The sequence below is a fragment of the Rhizobium phaseoli genome (assembly GCF_001664385.1).
Lineage (GTDB): Bacteria > Pseudomonadota > Alphaproteobacteria > Rhizobiales > Rhizobiaceae > Rhizobium > Rhizobium phaseoli.
In genome coordinates, this window is the sequence record NZ_CP013532.1 from 742,504 (window position 1) to 759,297 (window position 16,794).

Genomic DNA, 16,794 nt, shown 5'->3' on the forward strand with positions numbered 1-16,794 from the left:
GCGTGCGGATGATTGAACTCGGCCATCATGTGCATGAGATGTGGCGCAAATGTACGATATCAGGGCGAGAAACAGCTTCCAGGATCGCGCAGCCGCGGGGCCGCGCTCTTTTGACGATTCCTATCGCCGGGAGTCGCAGGGGACTGCTATCGCACTGCCCGAGGCCGAATTGCTGCGCGCGATCGGCCGCGCGCTCGAAGAGCAGCGCGCAATGGCGGCGCGTTCGGCGCCGCTGGTCGACCGCATCGAAACCATCCTCGGCAACCGCCTTCGGGCTGCCAACGATATCGGCCGTCCACTTCCGCCGGAGCCGGCCGGTCATGAAAAGCCTATCGCTGCGGCCGAAGAACCCGCACTTCCGCCCGCGCCACTGGCCGCGATCAGCGAGGAGCCCGCCAGATTCCAGCCGGCAGCGCCGCGCCACCGCGCCGGCCGCTTCGGCCTTGTCATGACAGTCGTCGCCGCCACGATGCTCGGGGCAGGCCTGCCGGCGTTGATGCCGGTCTCGCCCGCTCTCTACCGTGCCGAGACGACGCTTTCGGTAAGGACGGATGCGGCAAGCCGCGCTGCCTTCACCCAGGCTGCGGCGAAAGGCCTGTTGTCGGCACGCGTGATGGCATCGACGGTCGCTGCGCTGAAACTCGATCACGACCCGGAATTTGCCGGCTCCGGTGCCAATGCGATCGGCGTTGCGCTCGACCTCCTCTCGGCCACCGGTGCTGCCGCCGATCCGACCTCGCGCGCCGAGGCGGCGCTGAAACATGCGGTCGAGATCGTGCCTGATGTCGCCGCCGGTACGATTCTCGTCAGGGTGACGGCCGGCGACAGCGGCAAATCGATGCGCATCGCCGCGCGGCTTGGCGAAGCGGTGTCCGCCGGCGGCAGTCCCGGCCGAAGCGCCGAAACCGACACGGCGCTGCGCAAGGCTTATGACGAGGCGAAGGCGGAGCTTGCCGCCTTCACGGCAAAAAGCGGCGAGGGCAACGTCAAGGTGGCGATCGACATTCGCCGCCAGATCGATGGGCTCGATGCCGAGCTGAAGCAGGCGGACGAGAATATCCTCGCCGCCAAGGCGCAGGCCGACCGGCTGAAGGTGGCAAAACTCGCGGGCGTCCTGGATGGTTCGCTCCCCTCCGATCTGCTCTCGCCGGCGCTGCAGGATTGGCGCGACAAATATGCCGTCGCCAGGACGACGCTGGCCCAGCTTTCGGCCGAGCTTGGCCCGCGCCATCCGCGCCTGCTGCAGCAGCAGGCCGAAACGGACGGGCTGAAGGAGAACATGGGCAAGGAGCTTGCCCGTCTGGCCCAGCTCGCCAATACCGCCGCCAAGACTGCGGTCGATGCGCGCAGGGGGCTGAACGATCGGCGCAACACGTTGATCGCCCAGAGCCGGGATACCGGCGTCGATCTGCCCCGGCTGACCGAGCTGCGCGAGAAGGCGAATGCCGCGCGTGTGCGCCTGGAAGAGGCGGCCTCCGCAATGGGGGCAGCCGACGACGCTCATCTGATCGTGCTGAAATCGCCGGTGGCCTCGAGGGTAGCGGCAACGAATGGCTCGATCGGCCGCGCGCTGACCGGGGGCGCCGCAGGGCTGGCAATCGGTCTTGCTCTGGCGTTCCTGCTGTTCTTGCGCAAATCCGTCGCTTCCTCTGCAACGGAAATGCCAGTGTCCCCGTCGGTTGTGTCCCCGCCGCCGGCGCCCGCGCCCCCGGCGGCGTTCGACGAGATGGACGTGCTGCGCTCCGAGATCTCCAGCCTGCGTAACCGCCTTCGCGATGTGATGGAAGTGCGGCAGCCGCGGCGCTGAACCAACATTTCCTTGCAAGTTTGATATTGCCTTGCCGCTTTCCGACAGGATAGGGCGTTAGCGGGCATTTGACGCTCGTCAACTATCCTTAGATTGACCTGAAACCAGGGCGGAGAGACGCGTGACGACAGTAATCGACGGCAAGAATGTGGCTGCATCGGTCATTCAGACGGTCAAGAGTGCGACGGCGGCGCTGGAAAAGAGCAGCGGCGTCACCACCGGCCTGGCCGTCATCATCGTCGGCGACGACCCGGCAAGCCACGCCTATGTCGGCTCCAAGGGCCGCATGGCCAAGGAATGTGGCTTCAAGTCCGTCCAGCACACGCTGCAGGCCGAGACCAGTCAGGAGGAGTTGGCAGCGCTCGTCGCCACCCTCAACGCCGATCCGTCGATCCACGGCATCCTGGTGCAGTTGCCCTTGCCGAAGCCGCTCGACAGCGAGCCGATCATCCAGTCGATCCTGCCGGAAAAGGATGTCGATGGCTTGAGCGTCGTCAACGCCGGCAAGCTCGCCACCGGCGACCTGAAGACCGGACTGGTCTCCTGCACGCCGGCCGGCGCCATGGTTTTCGTCCGCCGCACCCATGGCGAGGATCTCTCCGGCCTCAACGCCGTGGTCATCGGCCGCTCCAACTTGTTCGGCAAGCCGATGGCGCAATTGCTGCTCAACGCCAATGCGACGGTGACGATGGCCCATTCGAGAACGAAGAACCTCGCCGAGGTTTGCCGCAACGCCGATATTCTGGTGGCCGCCGTCGGCCGGCCGGAAATGGTCAAGGCCGATTGGGTCAAGCCGGGTGCGACGGTCATCGATGTCGGCATCAACCGCGTGCCGGCGCCCGACAAGGGCGAGGGCAAGACCCGGCTCGTCGGTGACGTCGCCTTTGCCGAAGTCTGTGACGTCGCCAGCACCATCACCCCGGTTCCCGGCGGGGTCGGGCCGATGACCATTGCCATGCTGATGGCCAATACGGTGATTGCCGCCCATCGCGCCGCAGGGCAGACCCCGCCGCAATTCTGATTATGGCTGCTGCGGGGCAGGACCGGTCGAGGCCCTGACGATCAGCTCGGTCTTCCAGAGTTCCTGGTCGGGGAAGGGGCCTGCCTGTTTCACCGTGCCGATCAGCCGCTGCGCGATGCGCACGCCGGCGGCGCGCAGCGCCGAGCGCGTCGTCGTCAGCGGCACGGAAAAACTTTCCGGCTTCAAGAGCGGCAGCACGTCGTCATGGGCGATCAGGGAGATATCCTCGCCGAGCCGCAATCCCGCCTGGTTGACCGCGCGGATCGCCCCGAGCGCCAGCACCGTGCTGGAGCAGAGGATCGCCGTCGGCCGCTGCGGCAACTGCAGGAAGCGTTCCATCGCCAGCAGGCCCTGCTCGTCGGTCATCAGCGTATGGCTGATGCAATCCTCCTCGAGAACAAGTCCGCGTTCGGCAAGCGCCGATATGACGCCGTTCTTCCTGCGGATGGCGAAATCGAGATGCACTTGCCCGTTCATCAGCGCAAAGCGCGTATGGCCGAGCTGCAGCAGCAGCCGTGTGGCGTCGTAGAAGGCGCCTTCATTATCGATGTCGAGATAGGGATAATCCAGCTCCGCGCCGAAGGAGCGGCCATGCACGACATAGGGCATGGAGAGCGATTTCAGCATCGCGAGCCGCGGATCGTGGCCGCGCATATAGGCGACGAACAGCGCGTCGACATTGCCGCTGATCGCAAGCCGCCGGAGTGCGGCCACCTCGTCATCGGGATCGGCCGGCATGATGACGAAATGGAAATCGTGACGCACGGCCTCCTCGCCGAGCCCGGCCAGGAATTCGCCGAAATGCACATCGGACTGGTGGCCGGGCGCCGTCGGCATGACCAGGCCGATCGACCCCGCTTTCCCCGTCGCAAGCCGCTGGGCAGCCTTGTTCGGCCGGTATCCGGTTTCCTTGACGGCCTGGAGCACGCGCTCGCGGGTCGCTTCATTGACCTCGGGATAACCGTTGAGCGCCCGGCTCACCGTCGTCTGCGACAGCCCGAGCAATTCCGATAGCTGTTTGAGATTCACCTGTTATGCTTCCTCCCGGCCCGCCTGTCGGCCGCTTCAAAAAGGCCTCCCGCCTCCCAACGGCATCCAAAGCGCTTTCAATTATGTAGCATCTCGCGCGCTTGACTCAAGAAAAATCGCTCCATATTCCCCGATAGGCGTCGCTGAGCTGCGTATTCTGCGTGTTCACGGCGAGATTTCGTGAAATGACTTGACTCCATTCCACCGAAAGTGGAATGAGTGAAGGTGTCAAAGCGCTTTGAAATTTCCTTTTGAAGGGATTCGGCGTGGATTGGGATTGTGATGGGAGGATGATCACATGAAAAAGTCATTTTTGATGGGCGTTGCCGCTGCAGCGTTTTTTGCCGGCGCTGCGTCGGCGGCCGATTTGAAATTCGCCCCGGGGCAGGACGCCAAGTTCAACTGGAAGAGCTATGACGAATTCAAGGCTGCCCATGCCGATCTGAAGGGCCAGCCGCTGACGATCTTCGGGCCGTGGCGCGGCGAAGACGAGGCGTTCTTCCTGAGCGTTCTCGCCTATTTCACCGAAGCGACCGGAATCGACGCCAAATATTCCTCTTCTGAAAACTACGAACAGCAGATTGTCATCGACACCCAGGCCGGCTCGCCGCCCAACATCGCTATCCTGCCGCAGCCGGGCCTTCTTGCCGACCTCGCCGGCAAGGGCTTCCTGACGCCGCTCGGCGACGACAACTCCAAGTGGCTCAAGGACAATTACGGCGCCGGCGACAGCTGGGTCGGTTACGGCACCTATAAGGGCAAGGATGGCAAGGAAGCCTTCTACGCTTTCCCCTATAAGGCCGACGTGAAATCACTCGTCTGGTATGTTCCGGAGAATTTCGAGGAAGCCGGCTACAAGATCCCGACGACCATGGAAGAGCTGCATGCGCTCACCGATCAGATCGTCAAGGACGGCGGCGTTCCCTGGTGCATCGGCCTCGGTTCGGGCGGCGCCACCGGCTGGCCGGCGACCGACTGGGTCGAAGACATCATGCTGCGCACTCAGCCGCCGGAAGCCTACGACAAGTGGACGACCAACGAGATGAAGTTCACCGATCCGGCCGTCGTTGCCGCGATCGACGAATTCGGCAAGTTTGCCAAGAACGAGAAATACGTCGATGGCGGCGTTGCCGCCGTAGCGTCGACCGACTTCCGCGACAGTCCGAAGGGCCTCTTCGCCGTTCCGCCGAAGTGCTACATGCACCATCAGGCCTCGTTCATCCCGTCCTTCTTCCCCGAAGGCACGAAGCTCGGTCAGGATGCGGACTTCTTCTACATGCCGACCTTCGCTTCGCATCCCGAACTCGGCAAGCCGGTTCTCGGTGCCGGCACGCTGGTCTCGATCGCCAAGGACTCGAAGACGGCCCGCGCTTTCATCGACTTCCTGAAGACCCCGATCGCCCATGAAGTGTGGATGGCGCAGTCGAGCTTCCTGACCCCCTACAAGGGCGTCAGCACCGACGCCTATGCCAACCCGCAGATGAAGAAGGAAGGCGAGATCCTGACCTCCGCCACCACCTTCCGCTTCGACGGTTCCGACCTGATGCCCGGCAAGATCGGCGCCGGCGCCTTCTGGACCGGCATGGTCGATTTCGTCGGCGGCAAGTCCGCTCAGGATGCAGCGGCCGAGATCCAGAGTGCCTGGGACGGTATCAAGTAATTTCCCGTCAGTTCATGCCGCCGGGTAGCCGGCGGCATTAGCGGAATGACCGGCCGGGTTCCAGAGGGGGAGCCCGGTCGTGCCGGATCCTGTGGTCAAAGACACAAGATGCGTTGACGGCATCCGGCGTTAACCCTTCGAAACAAGACAGGCAAGCAGGGGAGGGACGAAATGCTGTTGCAGATTGTGTCCGCTTTGGGCGTGGTGGTCGGAGCCGTTTTTGCATGCTCCGCCTATTTCTTTTTCTCCAACAAGCTCCTCGATCTCGCCTTGCCGGTGAGGGACGGTGATATCCGTCAGGCTTCGCGCAACCTGAACCGGCGCGCCATGATCCGTCCCTGGCTGTTCCTCGGCCCGGCACTCTTCCTGCTGATCGTCTACCTCGTCTACCCTGTCATCGCGACTTTCATCCTGTCCTTCTACGACCGGTCGGGCAACGAGTTCGTCGGCGCGACGAATTACCTGTGGGCCTTGAACGACCGCGAATTCCGCCAGTCGATCTTCAACAACATCCTCTGGCTCGCCGTCGTGCCCGCTGCCTGCACCTTCTTCGGCCTGGTTATCGCCGTGATGACCGACCGCATCTGGTGGGGCAATATCGCCAAAAGCATCGTCTTCATGCCGATGGCGATCTCCTTCGTCGGCGCTTCCGTCATCTGGAAGTTCATCTACGAGTATCGCGGCGGCAACGATGTGCAGATCGGCCTCTTGAACGCCATCGTTCAGACATTCGGCGGTACGCCGCAGGTCTGGATTTCCGTTCCCTTCTGGAACAATTTCTTTCTGATGGTCATCCTGATCTGGATCCAGACCGGCTTTGCCATGGTCATCCTCTCGGCGGCGCTGCGCGGCATCCCGGAAGAGACGATCGAGGCCGCCGTTATCGACGGCGCCAATGGCTGGCAGATCTTCTGGCGCATCATGGTGCCGCAGGTCTGGGGCACCATCGCCGTCGTCTGGACGACGATCACCATTCTCGTCCTCAAGGTCTTCGATATCGTGCTCACCATGACCAACGGCCAATGGCAGACCATGGTGCTGGCGAACCTGATGTTCAACTGGTTGTTCCGCGGCGGCGGCGATTCCGGCCGAAGTGCTGTCATCGCCATCATCATCATGCTCGCCGTCACGCCGATCATGGTCTGGAACGTGCGCCGCGCCAACCGCGAACTGAAGGGCCATTGAGATGACTGCTGTTGGAAGCTATTTCAAGATCGGCCCCGCCCGTCTCTTCGTTCACCTTGCCGTTCTTCTGATCGTCATCCTCTGGTTGATCCCGACGCTCGGCATCTTCGTCAGCGCCTTGCGCGACAAGGACCAGATCGTTGTGTCCGGCTGGTGGACCTCCTTCGTCGGCTCGACGCAGACCGTTGCCGTTCGTCTCGGCACGCCCGACCAGCAGAAGCAGGAAGGCGCCACCTACGTCATTTCAGGCAATGTGCTGGAAGGCCAGACAGGCCGCTCGGTGAAAGCCTACGGCAACCGCGTGCAGCAGCCGGCCGCCTTCAAGGCGGGGGAAACCGCCGACCTCGGTGATGGCGAAAGCCTGCAGATCAACAGCGACGGCAGCTATCGCTACATGAAGAACGCTGCCTTCTCGCCGGACGAACGGCCGCGGCGCATCTATGTCTCCGTTTCCGCGCCGCCGGATTTCACGACGCAGAACTATAACACCGTTCTGACAGGCGAGGGCATCGGCCAGTCCTTCATCAATTCGCTGACGGTGACGATCCCGGCGACGATCATCCCGATCCTGATTGCCGCTTTCGCCGCCTATGCCTTGAGCTGGATGGACTTTCCCGGACGCGCGCTGCTGATTGCGCTCGTCGTCGGTCTCATCGTCGTGCCGCTGCAGATGTCGCTGATCCCGCTTCTGCGCCTCTATAACGAGATCGGCACCATGCTCGGCCAGCCGTCGAAGACCTATCCCGGCATCTGGCTCGCCCATACCGCCTTCGGCATGCCGCTCGCCATCTTTCTGCTGCGGGCCTATATTGCCGGCCTGCCGAAGGAGATCATCGAATCTGCCCGTGTCGACGGCGCCAGCGACTTCGAAATCTTTACCCGCATCGTTTTGCCTCTGTCCTTCCCCGCACTCGCCTCCTTCGCCATCTTCCAGTTCCTGTGGGTGTGGAACGACCTGCTCGTCGCCATGGTCTTCCTCGGCACCGACAAGGAGCACCTCGTGCTGACCGGCAGCCTGAACGCGCTGCTCGGCTCGCGCGGCGGCAATTGGGAGATTTTGACGGCGTCGGCCTTCGTCACCATTGTCGTGCCGCTGCTCGTCTTCTTCAGCCTGCAGCGCTATCTGGTGCGTGGTCTGCTGGCGGGCTCGGTCAAGGGCGGCTGACCATTTTCGAACGTGACTTCAGACAGGATATTCCATGAACGTGGCTTCCCAATCGATCTTGACCGCCGATAAGGACTGGTGGCGCGGCGCGGTGATCTATCAGATCTATCCGCGCTCCTATCAGGATTCCAACGGCGACGGCATCGGCGACCTCAAGGGCATCACCGCCCGCCTGCCGCATGTAGCAAGCCTCGGCGTCGATGCGATCTGGATCTCGCCCTTCTTCACCTCGCCGATGCGCGATTTCGGTTACGACGTTTCCGATTATGAGAATGTCGATTCGATCTTCGGCACGCTGGTGGATTTCGACACGATGATCGCGGAGGCCCATCGCCTCGGCATCCGCGTGATGATCGATCTGGTCATCTCGCACAGCTCCGATCAGCATCCCTGGTTCGTGCAGAGCCGCTCCAGCAAAACCAACGCCAAGGCCGACTGGTATGTCTGGGCCGACGCCAAGCCGGATGGCACGCCGCCGAACAACTGGTTGTCGATCTTCGGCGGCTCGGCATGGGCGTGGGATCCGACGCGCATGCAATATTACCTGCATAATTTCCTCACCTCGCAGCCGGACATGAACCTGCATAATCCGGAGGTGCAGGACCGTCTGCTCGATGTCGTGCGCTTCTGGCTCAATCGAGGCGTCGATGGCTTCCGCCTCGACACCATCAATTTCTATTTCCACGACCCGCTGTTGCGCGACAATCCCGCCCTTGCGCCTGAGCGCCGCAACGCCTCGACGGCGCCGGCGGTCAATCCCTATAATTTCCAGGAACACATCTACGACAAGAACCGGCCGGAGAATCTCGCCTTCTTGAAGCGCTTCCGCGCCGTTCTTGAGGAATTCCCGGCAATCGCCGCCGTCGGCGAGGTGGGTGACAGCCAGCGCGGCCTCGAAATCGTCGGTGAATACACCTCCGGCAACGACAAGATGCACATGTGCTACGCCTTCGAGTTCCTGGCGCCCGATCCGCTGACGCCGGAGCGCGTCGAGGAGGTGATGGAGGATTTCGAAGCCGCGGCCCCCGACGGTTGGGCCTGCTGGGCCTTCTCCAATCACGATGTCATGCGCCATGTCAGCCGCTGGGGCGGACTGGTCGCCGATCACGACGCCTTCGCCAAGCTCTATGCCTCGCTGCTGATGACGCTGCGCGGTTCCGTCTGCCTCTATCAGGGCGAGGAACTGGCACTGACCGAGGCCGATCTCGCCTATCAGGACCTGCAGGATCCTTATGGTATCCAGTTCTGGCCGGAGTTCAAAGGCCGTGACGGTTGCCGCACGCCGATGGTCTGGGACAGCCACGTCGCCCAGGGCGGCTTTTCGACGGTCAAGCCCTGGCTGCCGGTGCCGGTCGAACATATTCTGCGCGCCGTCAATGTCCAGCAGGGCGACGAAACGTCCGTGCTCGAGCATTATCGCCGCTTCATCGCCTTCCGCAAGCTGCACCCGGCCTTTGCCAAGGGCGAGATCGAATTCGAGGAGACCGAGGGCGATATCCTGGTCTTCACCCGCGACTACAGCGACGAGAAGCTGCTCTGCATTTTCAACATGAGCCCGGCCGAAACCAGCGTCACCCTGCCTGCGGGAGAATGGCAAGCATTGACGGGGCATGGTTTTAACAGCAACAACTATGGCGACAAGATCGATATTCCGGCCTGGGGGGCGTATTTCGCCCGTCTCGCCTAAGGATCAGGAGGGGAGTGAGAAATGACTGGACTGACGCTGAAGGATATCCGCAAATCCTACGGTTCCGTGGACGTTCTCCACGGGATCGATCTCGATATCAAGCAGGGCGAATTCATCGTCTTCGTCGGTCCGTCCGGCTGCGGCAAGTCCACGCTTCTGCGCATGATCGCCGGTCTCGAGGCGATTACCGGCGGCGAGATGTATATTGACGGCCATCTCGTCAATGACGTGCCGCCGTCGAAGCGCGGCATCGCCATGGTCTTCCAGTCCTATGCGCTCTATCCGCACATGACCGTCTTCGACAATATGGCTTTCGGCATGAAGATTGCCGGCGAAAGCAAGCAGGAGATCGACCGGCGTGTGCGGGCGGCGGCCGAGAGCCTGCAGCTGACCAAATATCTCGACCGCCTGCCGAAGGCGCTTTCCGGCGGCCAGCGCCAGCGCGTGGCGATCGGCCGCGCCATCTGCCGCGATCCGAAGGTCTTCCTGTTCGACGAGCCGCTGTCCAACCTTGATGCTGCGCTGCGTGTCGCCACCCGAATTGAGATCGCCCGCCTCAACGAGCAGATGGCCGACACGACGATGATCTATGTCACCCACGACCAGGTCGAGGCGATGACGCTCGCCGACCGCATCGTCGTTCTCTCGGCCGGCAATATCGAGCAGGTCGGCGCGCCGCTGGAACTCTACGAGCGCCCGGCCAACCTCTTCGTCGCCAAATTCATCGGCTCGCCGGCCATGAACATCATCCCGGCGACGGTCTCGACAACTGGAAGCCAGACGACGGTGACGCTCACCGGCGGCATGTCGGTGACGCTCGATGTCGCGACTGACGCATCCGAGAAAGGCAAGCAGGCCAGCTTCGGCGTTCGTCCGGAGGATCTGAGGATTGCCGACGGCGCCGATTATCTTTTCGAAGGCGAGGTGTCGATCGTCGAAGCCCTCGGCGAAGTGACGCTGCTCTATATCGAGGGCCTCGTCCCAGGCGAACCGATCGTCGTCAAGCTGCCGGGTATCTACGACGTTCACAAGGGTCAGAGAATGCGCTTTGCTGCCGACCGGCAAAAGCTGCATCTTTTCGATGCAAGCGGCCATACCTACCGGAAATGAGAGAGCCATTTTTGGGGTCATAATCCCGAGAATTATACTTGGAGGACCGGATTCTCACTTTCTGTTAAAGATCGGCTGCTACCTTTTCCTCGTCAATTTATGAGGGGGATAAGCAAGTGGCCGCTTCCAATCCGTCACAGCCAAGATCTCATTTCCTGAGCAAGGAAGAATCCTTCATGTACGACCGCGAGGCGCGGTTCAAGATGGAGGACACGATGAACGCCGCGCGCATCGAATATACCGAAAAGGGCGTCATGCACGCGGCTTCGCGCCGTTGCGACATCGTCCGGATTTCGATGAGCAGCGCGACGCTCGCGATCCTGACCCAGTTCAACCTGCCGAAGCAGTTCTATCTGGATATTCCGGATGCCCGCATCACCAAGGTCGGTTGCCTGCTGATGAAGGTCAACGCCAACAATACGATCGAAGTCCGCTTCCTGCGCCTGCTGACGCAGAAGGAGCTGAACAAGATCTTCGTCTACAGCACGCACCCGGCGCACAAGGACTACGTTCTCGACATTCGCGCCTGACGGCCTCGGACAGACAAAAGAAAACCCGTGGGCTGCTTCACGCGCCCGCGGGTTTTTCTTTGTCCTAAAGAGCTGCGGAGCCGCGATGCTCAGCTGTGGAACAGCACGCTCGCACCCTGATCCGAAGCGCCGACAGCGCGGCGGAACGGCGCGAACAGCTCGCGACCTATGCCGAATTCATTGTCGGAGAGATCAACGGTCACCGGCTCACGCTCGGCCATGTCGGCGGCATCGACGAGCACTTCGAGCGTGCCCTTGATCGCGTCCAGGCGGATGATGTCGCCGTTCTTGATGCGGGCGATCGGGCCGCCGTCGACCGCTTCCGGCGTGACGTGGATCGCCGCCGGCACTTTGCCGGAAGCGCCGGACATGCGCCCATCGGTCAGAAGGGCCACGCGGAAGCCGCGATCCTGCAGCACGCCGAGCGGCGGCGTCAGCTTGTGCAACTCCGGCATGCCGTTCGCCTTCGGCCCCTGGAAGCGCACGACAGCGACGAAATCGCGGTTGAGCTTGCCTTCCTTGAAGGCGTCCTGCAGTTCCTGCTGGCTGTGGAAGACGATCGCCGGTGCCTCGATGATGTGACGCTCGGGCTTGACGGCCGAGATCTTGATGACCGCCTTGCCGAGATTGCCGCGTAGCATCTTCAGCCCGCCATTGGCCTGGAATGGTGTTTCGATGCTGGAGAGCACCTTCGGATCATGGCTCTTTTCCGGCGATGGCTCGCGCAACACGCCGCGGTTTTCGCCGAGGCGGGCATCGACCGTATAGGCTTGGAGGCCCTGGCCGAAGACGGTGCGCACGTCGTCATGCACCAGGCCGTGCTTCAACAGTTCCTTGATCAGGAAGCCCATGCCGCCGGCCGCCTGGAAATGGTTCACGTCGGCAAGCCCGTTCGGATAGACGCGGGCCAGCAGCGGCACGATTTCCGAAAGCTCGGCAATGTCCTGCCAGGTGAGCTGGATGCCGGCTGCCCGCGCCATGGCAACGAGGTGCAGCGTGTGATTGGTCGAGCCGCCGGTCGCATGCAGGCCGACGACGCCGTTGACGATCGAGCGTTCGTCGATCATTTCGCCGGCCGGCGTGAATTCGTTGCCGAGCGCAGTGATCGCCAGCGCCCGCTTGGCGGCTTCACGCGTCAGCGCTTCGCGCAGCGGCGTGCCGGGATTGATGAAGGAGGAGCCGGGCATATGGAAGCCCATGATCTCCATCAGCATCTGGTTGGAATTGGCAGTGCCGTAGAAGGTGCAGGTGCCGGGACCGTGATAGGACTTCGATTCCGCCTCCAGCAGCTCGGCGCGCCCGACCTTGCCCTCGGCAAAGAGCTGGCGCACGCGCGACTTCTCGTCGTTCGGCAGGCCAGTCGTCATCGGCCCGGCCGGAACGAAGATCGACGGCAGATGCCCGAAGGAGAGCGCCGCGATGACGAGGCCCGGCACGATCTTGTCGCAGACGCCGAGGAAGAGGGCGGCGTCGAACATGTTGTGCGACAGGCCGACGCCGGCGGCCATGGCGATCAGGTCACGCGAGAAGAGCGACAGCTCCATGCCGGGCTGCCCCTGGGTGACGCCATCGCACATGGCGGGCACGCCGCCCGCCACCTGGGCGACGCCGCCTGCCTCGGCGGCCGCCTCGCGGATGATGGCCGGATAGGTCTCGAACGGCTGGTGAGCCGAGAGCATGTCGTTATAGGCGGTGATGATGCCGAGATTGGCGATGCGGTCGCCGGCGAGCGCGTCCTTCTCGGCGGGGGAACAGACCGCAAAACCGTGGGCGAGGTTGGCGCAGCCGAGCACCGAGCGTTGCACGCCCTTGGAGGCGGCGGCGCGCAGGCGTTCCAGATAGCGCTCACGGGTTGGCTTGGAGCGTTCGACAATGCGATCGGTGATCGCAGCAATGCGTGCGTGAGCGGACATGGAAGATCCCTGCCTTTTTCTGGTTCGTCTCAATGTGTTCGCCGGCTCCGGCGGCTGTCAGGCCGTATCAGGGAGCCCAATAAATCTCGACCGGGGAAGTGGCCCGGCGCAGAACGGCGCGGATCGGCATGTCTGCCTCTTCACCGCTGCCTTCCGCCTTGGCGAGAACGTCTTTTTTGCCTTCGCCCTCGATATGGAGAACCAGGAGTGCGGCATCCTGAAGACTGGAGAAGGTAAAGGTCAGCCGCGGCTCGCCGGCGCCCTCCGCCTCCATGGTGATGACGCCGCGCGGCGTCGAGGCGTCGAGCGCCTCGGCAAGATTGCTGCCGCCGGGAAAGAACGAGGCCGTATGGCCGTCGCCGCCCATGCCGAGGATGACGGCGTCGAAGGGGATGCCGATCTCGGCACTCTTTGCCGTCGCCAGCCGTGCGGCCTCCTCGACGGAGGCTGCCGGCTGGTACAGCGGCACGAAACGCGCCGCCTTCGCCTTGTTCTGCAACAGGTTGGCATCGACCAGCAGATGGTTCGAGCGCGGATTGTCGGCCGGCACGAAGCGTTCGTCAACCAAAGTGATCGTCACCTTGTCCCAGGCGATGTCGCGCATCGACAGGGCCTGGAAAAAGGCCTTCGGCGTCGAGCCGCCGGAAACTGCGATGGAGGCGGCGCCGCGGGCGGCGATCGCCGCCGAAAGCGTATCGGCGACCTTGTCGGCGAGGCTGTCCGCGAGGTCTGCGGCACTGGCGAAGGAATGCAGGGTCGATGCCATCGATGTCGTCCTAGATATCGTCATGCCAAGTGCGGCCGTCGCGCTCGATCAGCGCGATGGCCTGGCTCGGGCCCCAGGTGCCGGCCGTATAGCCCTGCACCTGCTGGCCGGTGGTTTCCCAACCTTTCAGGATCGGGTCGACCCATTTCCATGCGGCTTCGACTTCGTCGCGGCGCATGAACAATGTCTGGTTGGAGCGGATTACGTCCATCAGCAGGCGCTCGTAGGCGTCGGGATTGCGGACGTTGAAGGCCTGGGCGAAGCTCATGTCGAGCGAAACATTGCGCAGGCGCATGCCGCCCGGGCCCGGATCCTTGATCATCAGCGACTGCTTGACGCCCTCGTCCGGCTGCAGGCGGATGATCAGCTGGTTCTGGCTGATGCGGCCGGCGGCCTGATCGAAGATCGCATGCGGGATCGACTTGAAGGTGATGACGATCTCGGACATGCGCCCGGCGAGGCGCTTGCCGGTTCTGATGTAAAAGGGAACGCCGGCCCAGCGCCAGTTGTTGATCTCGGCCTTGATGGCGACGAAGGTCTCGGTGTTGGAGACGCCGCCTTCGAGCTCTTCGAGATAGCCCTTGACCGGGCCGCTGCCGGAGGCGCCGGCGCGATATTGGCCGCGCACCGTCGCCTGCTCGACATTCGAGGCATCGAGCGGCTTCAACGCTCGCAGCACCTTGAGCTTCTCGTCGCGAACGGCTTCCGAATCCATCGACGAGGGCACTTCCATCGCCGTCAGGCACAGCAGCTGCAGAATGTGGTTCTGCACCATGTCGCGCAGCGCGCCCGCGGTGTCGTAATAGCCGGCGCGGCCTTCGAGGCCGACCGCTTCGGCCACGGTGATCTGCACGTGGTCGATATAGTTGGCATTCCACAGCGGCTCGTAGAGCGCATTAGCAAAGCGCAGTGCCATCAGGTTCTGCACCGTTTCCTTGCCGAGATAGTGGTCGATGCGGAAGATCTGCTCTTCCTTGAAGGCGCGGCCGATCATGTCGTTGAGCTGCAGCGCCGAGGCGAGGTCACGGCCGATCGGCTTCTCGACGACGATGCGGGTCGATTTGGTGATCAGCTTATGGTCGTGGATCTTCTGCGAAATGTCGCCGAAGATGCCGGGCGCAACCGCCAGATAGAAAGCGCGCACCCGATCCTTGCCCTCGTCGAGCAGCTTCTTCAGCTCATCCCAGCCGCTGTCGGCGCGGGCATCGACCGAGACGTAAGAGAGGCGGGCGCAGAATTTCTCGACTTCGTTCTCGTCATATTCGCCCTTCTTCAGGTGTTCCTTCAGCGCGTCGCGGGCGAATTTGCGATATTCCTCGTGGGTCAGCGGGCTGCGCGAAGCGCCGATTACCCGAGTCGGTTCGCCGAATTGGCCTTCGATCTGGCGATGATAGAGGGCGGGCAGCAACTTGCGCTCGGCAAGGTCGCCGCTGCCGCCGAAGACGACGTAATCAAAAGGCTCAACGGGAATGATCTGGCTGCTCATGAGCTTGTCTCTCAATCAGGCTGGTTGGCGGCCCTTTTAATCTAATCGATTTAAAAAAGCCAGTGTGCAGTGCAATGAATCTGTCAGGCACCGGTTTTAGAGCGAATTTCCATGAGAGGAAATCCGCATCGGACTAAAACTTGTCGCGAAGCGCAAACCACGACAAGGCGAGGAAAAGCAGCGGCGCCCGCATGCGGGCTCCACCGGGAAAGGGCGGAATATCGAGCGATTTGAACAGATCCAGCTCGCCGGAATTCCCCAGCACCGTTTCCGCATAGAGCTTGCCACAGTAGTTTGACAGCATGACGCCATGGCCGGAATAACCGCCGATCGACGTGACGCCGGGCATCACCTCGCGCACGAAGAGCTGGCGCGGCATGGTGATGCCGACGCTGCCGCCCCAGGCATGGGTGATCTCGATGTCTTGCAGATCGGGATAGATTTCCGCGATCTGCCGGCGGATATGCTGCGAAATGTCTCGCGGATTGTCGGCCGTATAGGCCTCGCGTCCGCCGAACAGCAGACGGCCTTCGAATCGGCGGAAATAACGCACGACGAAGCGCGAATCGGCGACGGACTCGCCGCCCGGCAGCACGTCGGGATGTTTTTCGAGCGGAACGGTGGCGCCGATGAAGGAGCGGATCGGCATGACATGGCTTGCCGTCACCGGTTCGAGGCCGTCGATATGTCCGTCGCAGGCAATCAGCGCCCGATCGGCGGTGATCGTGCCCCTTTCGGTTTCGATCGTCACCTTGCCGCCGCCCTGGCGGATCGCCTTTGCCGGCGTCATCTCGAAGATGGCAGCCCCCGCATCGGCGGCTACCCGCGCCAACCCGACGAGCAGTTTCAGCGGATGGATATGGCCGGTGCCGACGTCGCGCACACCGCAGTAAAAACGCTTCGAGCCGAGCCGCTCCTGCGTTTCCTTCCTATCCATGAAGCGCAGATGCGGATAGTCGTAGCGCCGCGCGGCAATTTCGGCATTCCGACGATAGTCGCGTTCGTAGCTTGCCTTGTGCGCAACGTTAAGCTGGCCAGGCACATAATCGATCTCGATCCGATGTTCCCGAGCGAAATCGAGAAGATGGTGCTTGGCCGCTTCGGCGACGTTAAACAGCGCCTTCGAGCGTTCATAACCGATCTTTTCCTCGAGCTCTTCCGGCCACCATCGCTGGCCGGTACCGAACTGCCCGCCATTGCGCCCGGACGCCCCGTCGCCGAAGCGCCAGGCCTCGATCAGCACCACCGAAACGCCCGACCTGGCGAGGTGATAGGCGGCCTGCAGACCGGTATAGCCACCGCCGATAATGGCAACGTCGCATGTTCTCGAGCCGTCGAGAGCGGCGTAGGTGGGCCGCTCGCCGACGGTGGCCTGATACCAGGACAGCCCGGGCGCGATCGGGCTCTGCCACATCTCCTGCGATGCCATCCTATC

At 62.6% G+C, this 16,794-nt stretch carries 13 protein-coding genes; 8 read left to right on the top strand and 5 right to left on the bottom strand.

The window, feature by feature from the left end; all coding sequences use genetic code 11:
- Positions 1–49: 49 nt before the first annotated feature.
- Together AMC88_RS03665 and folD are read left to right on the top strand one after the other, a co-directional pair.
- Complete coding sequence (locus AMC88_RS03665) at positions 50–1,807, top strand: GumC domain-containing protein (protein WP_064824834.1); 1,758 nt, start codon at positions 50–52, stop codon at positions 1,805–1,807.
- Between the two features lie 121 nt (positions 1,808–1,928).
- Entirely contained in the window at positions 1,929–2,828 is a 900-nt protein-coding gene (gene folD / locus AMC88_RS03670) for a bifunctional methylenetetrahydrofolate dehydrogenase/methenyltetrahydrofolate cyclohydrolase FolD (protein ID WP_064824835.1), read from the top strand.
- Here the strand turns inward: folD and AMC88_RS03675 are convergent, their stop codons facing one another.
- Entirely contained in the window at positions 2,829–3,857 is a 1,029-nt protein-coding gene (locus tag AMC88_RS03675) for a LacI family DNA-binding transcriptional regulator (RefSeq protein WP_064824836.1), read from the bottom strand.
- A gap of 298 nt (positions 3,858–4,155) precedes the next feature.
- On the opposite strand from AMC88_RS03675, the gene AMC88_RS03680 reads away from it, so the two are divergent.
- The 6 genes from AMC88_RS03680 (at position 4,156) to AMC88_RS03705 (ending at position 11,194) form a co-directional block, all read left to right on the top strand.
- Positions 4,156–5,517, top strand: coding sequence for an ABC transporter substrate-binding protein (locus tag AMC88_RS03680; protein WP_016734762.1), 1,362 nt, complete (start codon positions 4,156–4,158; stop codon positions 5,515–5,517).
- Positions 5,518–5,688: 171 nt separating this feature from the next.
- A complete protein-coding gene (locus tag AMC88_RS03685; protein WP_012482707.1) occupies positions 5,689–6,702 on the top strand; it encodes a carbohydrate ABC transporter permease in 1,014 nt (337 codons plus the stop codon).
- 1 nt (position 6,703) lies between these two features.
- Positions 6,704–7,867, top strand: a complete 1,164-nt coding sequence (locus AMC88_RS03690; protein ID WP_064824837.1) for a carbohydrate ABC transporter permease — start codon at positions 6,704–6,706, stop codon at positions 7,865–7,867.
- Positions 7,868–7,901: 34 nt separating this feature from the next.
- Positions 7,902–9,554: a beta-galactosidase BglA gene (gene bglA, locus AMC88_RS03695; RefSeq protein WP_012482708.1), complete on the top strand. Its 1,653-nt coding sequence runs from the start codon at positions 7,902–7,904 to the stop codon at positions 9,552–9,554.
- Positions 9,555–9,575: 21 nt separating this feature from the next.
- Positions 9,576–10,664 carry an ABC transporter ATP-binding protein gene (locus AMC88_RS03700; RefSeq protein ID WP_012482709.1) on the top strand — a complete coding sequence of 363 codons (1,089 nt, stop codon included), beginning with the start codon at positions 9,576–9,578 and terminating at the stop codon, positions 10,662–10,664.
- Positions 10,665–10,840: 176 nt separating this feature from the next.
- Positions 10,841–11,194 carry a hypothetical protein gene (locus AMC88_RS03705; RefSeq protein ID WP_009996042.1) on the top strand — a complete coding sequence of 118 codons (354 nt, stop codon included), beginning with the start codon at positions 10,841–10,843 and terminating at the stop codon, positions 11,192–11,194.
- 89 nt (positions 11,195–11,283) lie between these two features.
- Here AMC88_RS03705 and edd read toward each other — a convergent pair whose 3' ends face one another.
- The 4 genes from edd to AMC88_RS03725 all read right to left on the bottom strand — a co-directional run bounded on the left by edd (position 11,284) and on the right by AMC88_RS03725 (position 16,788).
- Complete coding sequence (edd, locus tag AMC88_RS03710; RefSeq protein WP_064824838.1) at positions 11,284–13,107, bottom strand: phosphogluconate dehydratase; 1,824 nt, start codon at positions 13,105–13,107, stop codon at positions 11,284–11,286.
- A gap of 67 nt (positions 13,108–13,174) precedes the next feature.
- On the bottom strand, positions 13,175–13,873 hold the full coding sequence (gene pgl / locus AMC88_RS03715; protein WP_064824839.1) for a 6-phosphogluconolactonase: 699 nt from the start codon (positions 13,871–13,873) through the stop codon (positions 13,175–13,177).
- A gap of 10 nt (positions 13,874–13,883) precedes the next feature.
- Complete coding sequence (gene zwf / locus AMC88_RS03720; protein ID WP_004673775.1) at positions 13,884–15,359, bottom strand: glucose-6-phosphate dehydrogenase; 1,476 nt, start codon at positions 15,357–15,359, stop codon at positions 13,884–13,886.
- Positions 15,360–15,492: 133 nt separating this feature from the next.
- Positions 15,493–16,788 carry an NAD(P)/FAD-dependent oxidoreductase gene (locus AMC88_RS03725; protein ID WP_064824840.1) on the bottom strand — a complete coding sequence of 432 codons (1,296 nt, stop codon included), beginning with the start codon at positions 16,786–16,788 and terminating at the stop codon, positions 15,493–15,495.
- Positions 16,789–16,794: the final 6 nt, after the last annotated feature.

What these genes read in the sequence shown, in the direction of transcription:
- AMC88_RS03665 (WP_064824834.1), top strand. Translation starts at nt 50, where the DNA reads ATGTACGATATCAGGGCGAGAAACAGCTTCCAGGATCGCGCAGCCGCG.
- AMC88_RS03680 (WP_016734762.1), top strand. Translation starts at nt 4,156, where the DNA reads ATGAAAAAGTCATTTTTGATGGGCGTTGCCGCTGCAGCGTTTTTTGCC.
- AMC88_RS03685 (WP_012482707.1), top strand. Translation starts at nt 5,689, where the DNA reads ATGCTGTTGCAGATTGTGTCCGCTTTGGGCGTGGTGGTCGGAGCCGTT.
- AMC88_RS03690 (WP_064824837.1), top strand. Translation starts at nt 6,704, where the DNA reads ATGACTGCTGTTGGAAGCTATTTCAAGATCGGCCCCGCCCGTCTCTTC.
- bglA (WP_012482708.1), top strand. Translation starts at nt 7,902, where the DNA reads ATGAACGTGGCTTCCCAATCGATCTTGACCGCCGATAAGGACTGGTGG.
- AMC88_RS03700 (WP_012482709.1), top strand. Translation starts at nt 9,576, where the DNA reads ATGACTGGACTGACGCTGAAGGATATCCGCAAATCCTACGGTTCCGTG.
- AMC88_RS03705 (WP_009996042.1), top strand. Translation starts at nt 10,841, where the DNA reads ATGTACGACCGCGAGGCGCGGTTCAAGATGGAGGACACGATGAACGCC.
- edd (WP_064824838.1), bottom strand. Translation starts at nt 13,107, where the DNA reads ATGTCCGCTCACGCACGCATTGCTGCGATCACCGATCGCATTGTCGAA.
- pgl (WP_064824839.1), bottom strand. Translation starts at nt 13,873, where the DNA reads ATGGCATCGACCCTGCATTCCTTCGCCAGTGCCGCAGACCTCGCGGAC.
- zwf (WP_004673775.1), bottom strand. Translation starts at nt 15,359, where the DNA reads ATGAGCAGCCAGATCATTCCCGTTGAGCCTTTTGATTACGTCGTCTTC.
- AMC88_RS03725 (WP_064824840.1), bottom strand. Translation starts at nt 16,788, where the DNA reads ATGGCATCGCAGGAGATGTGGCAGAGCCCGATCGCGCCCGGGCTGTCC.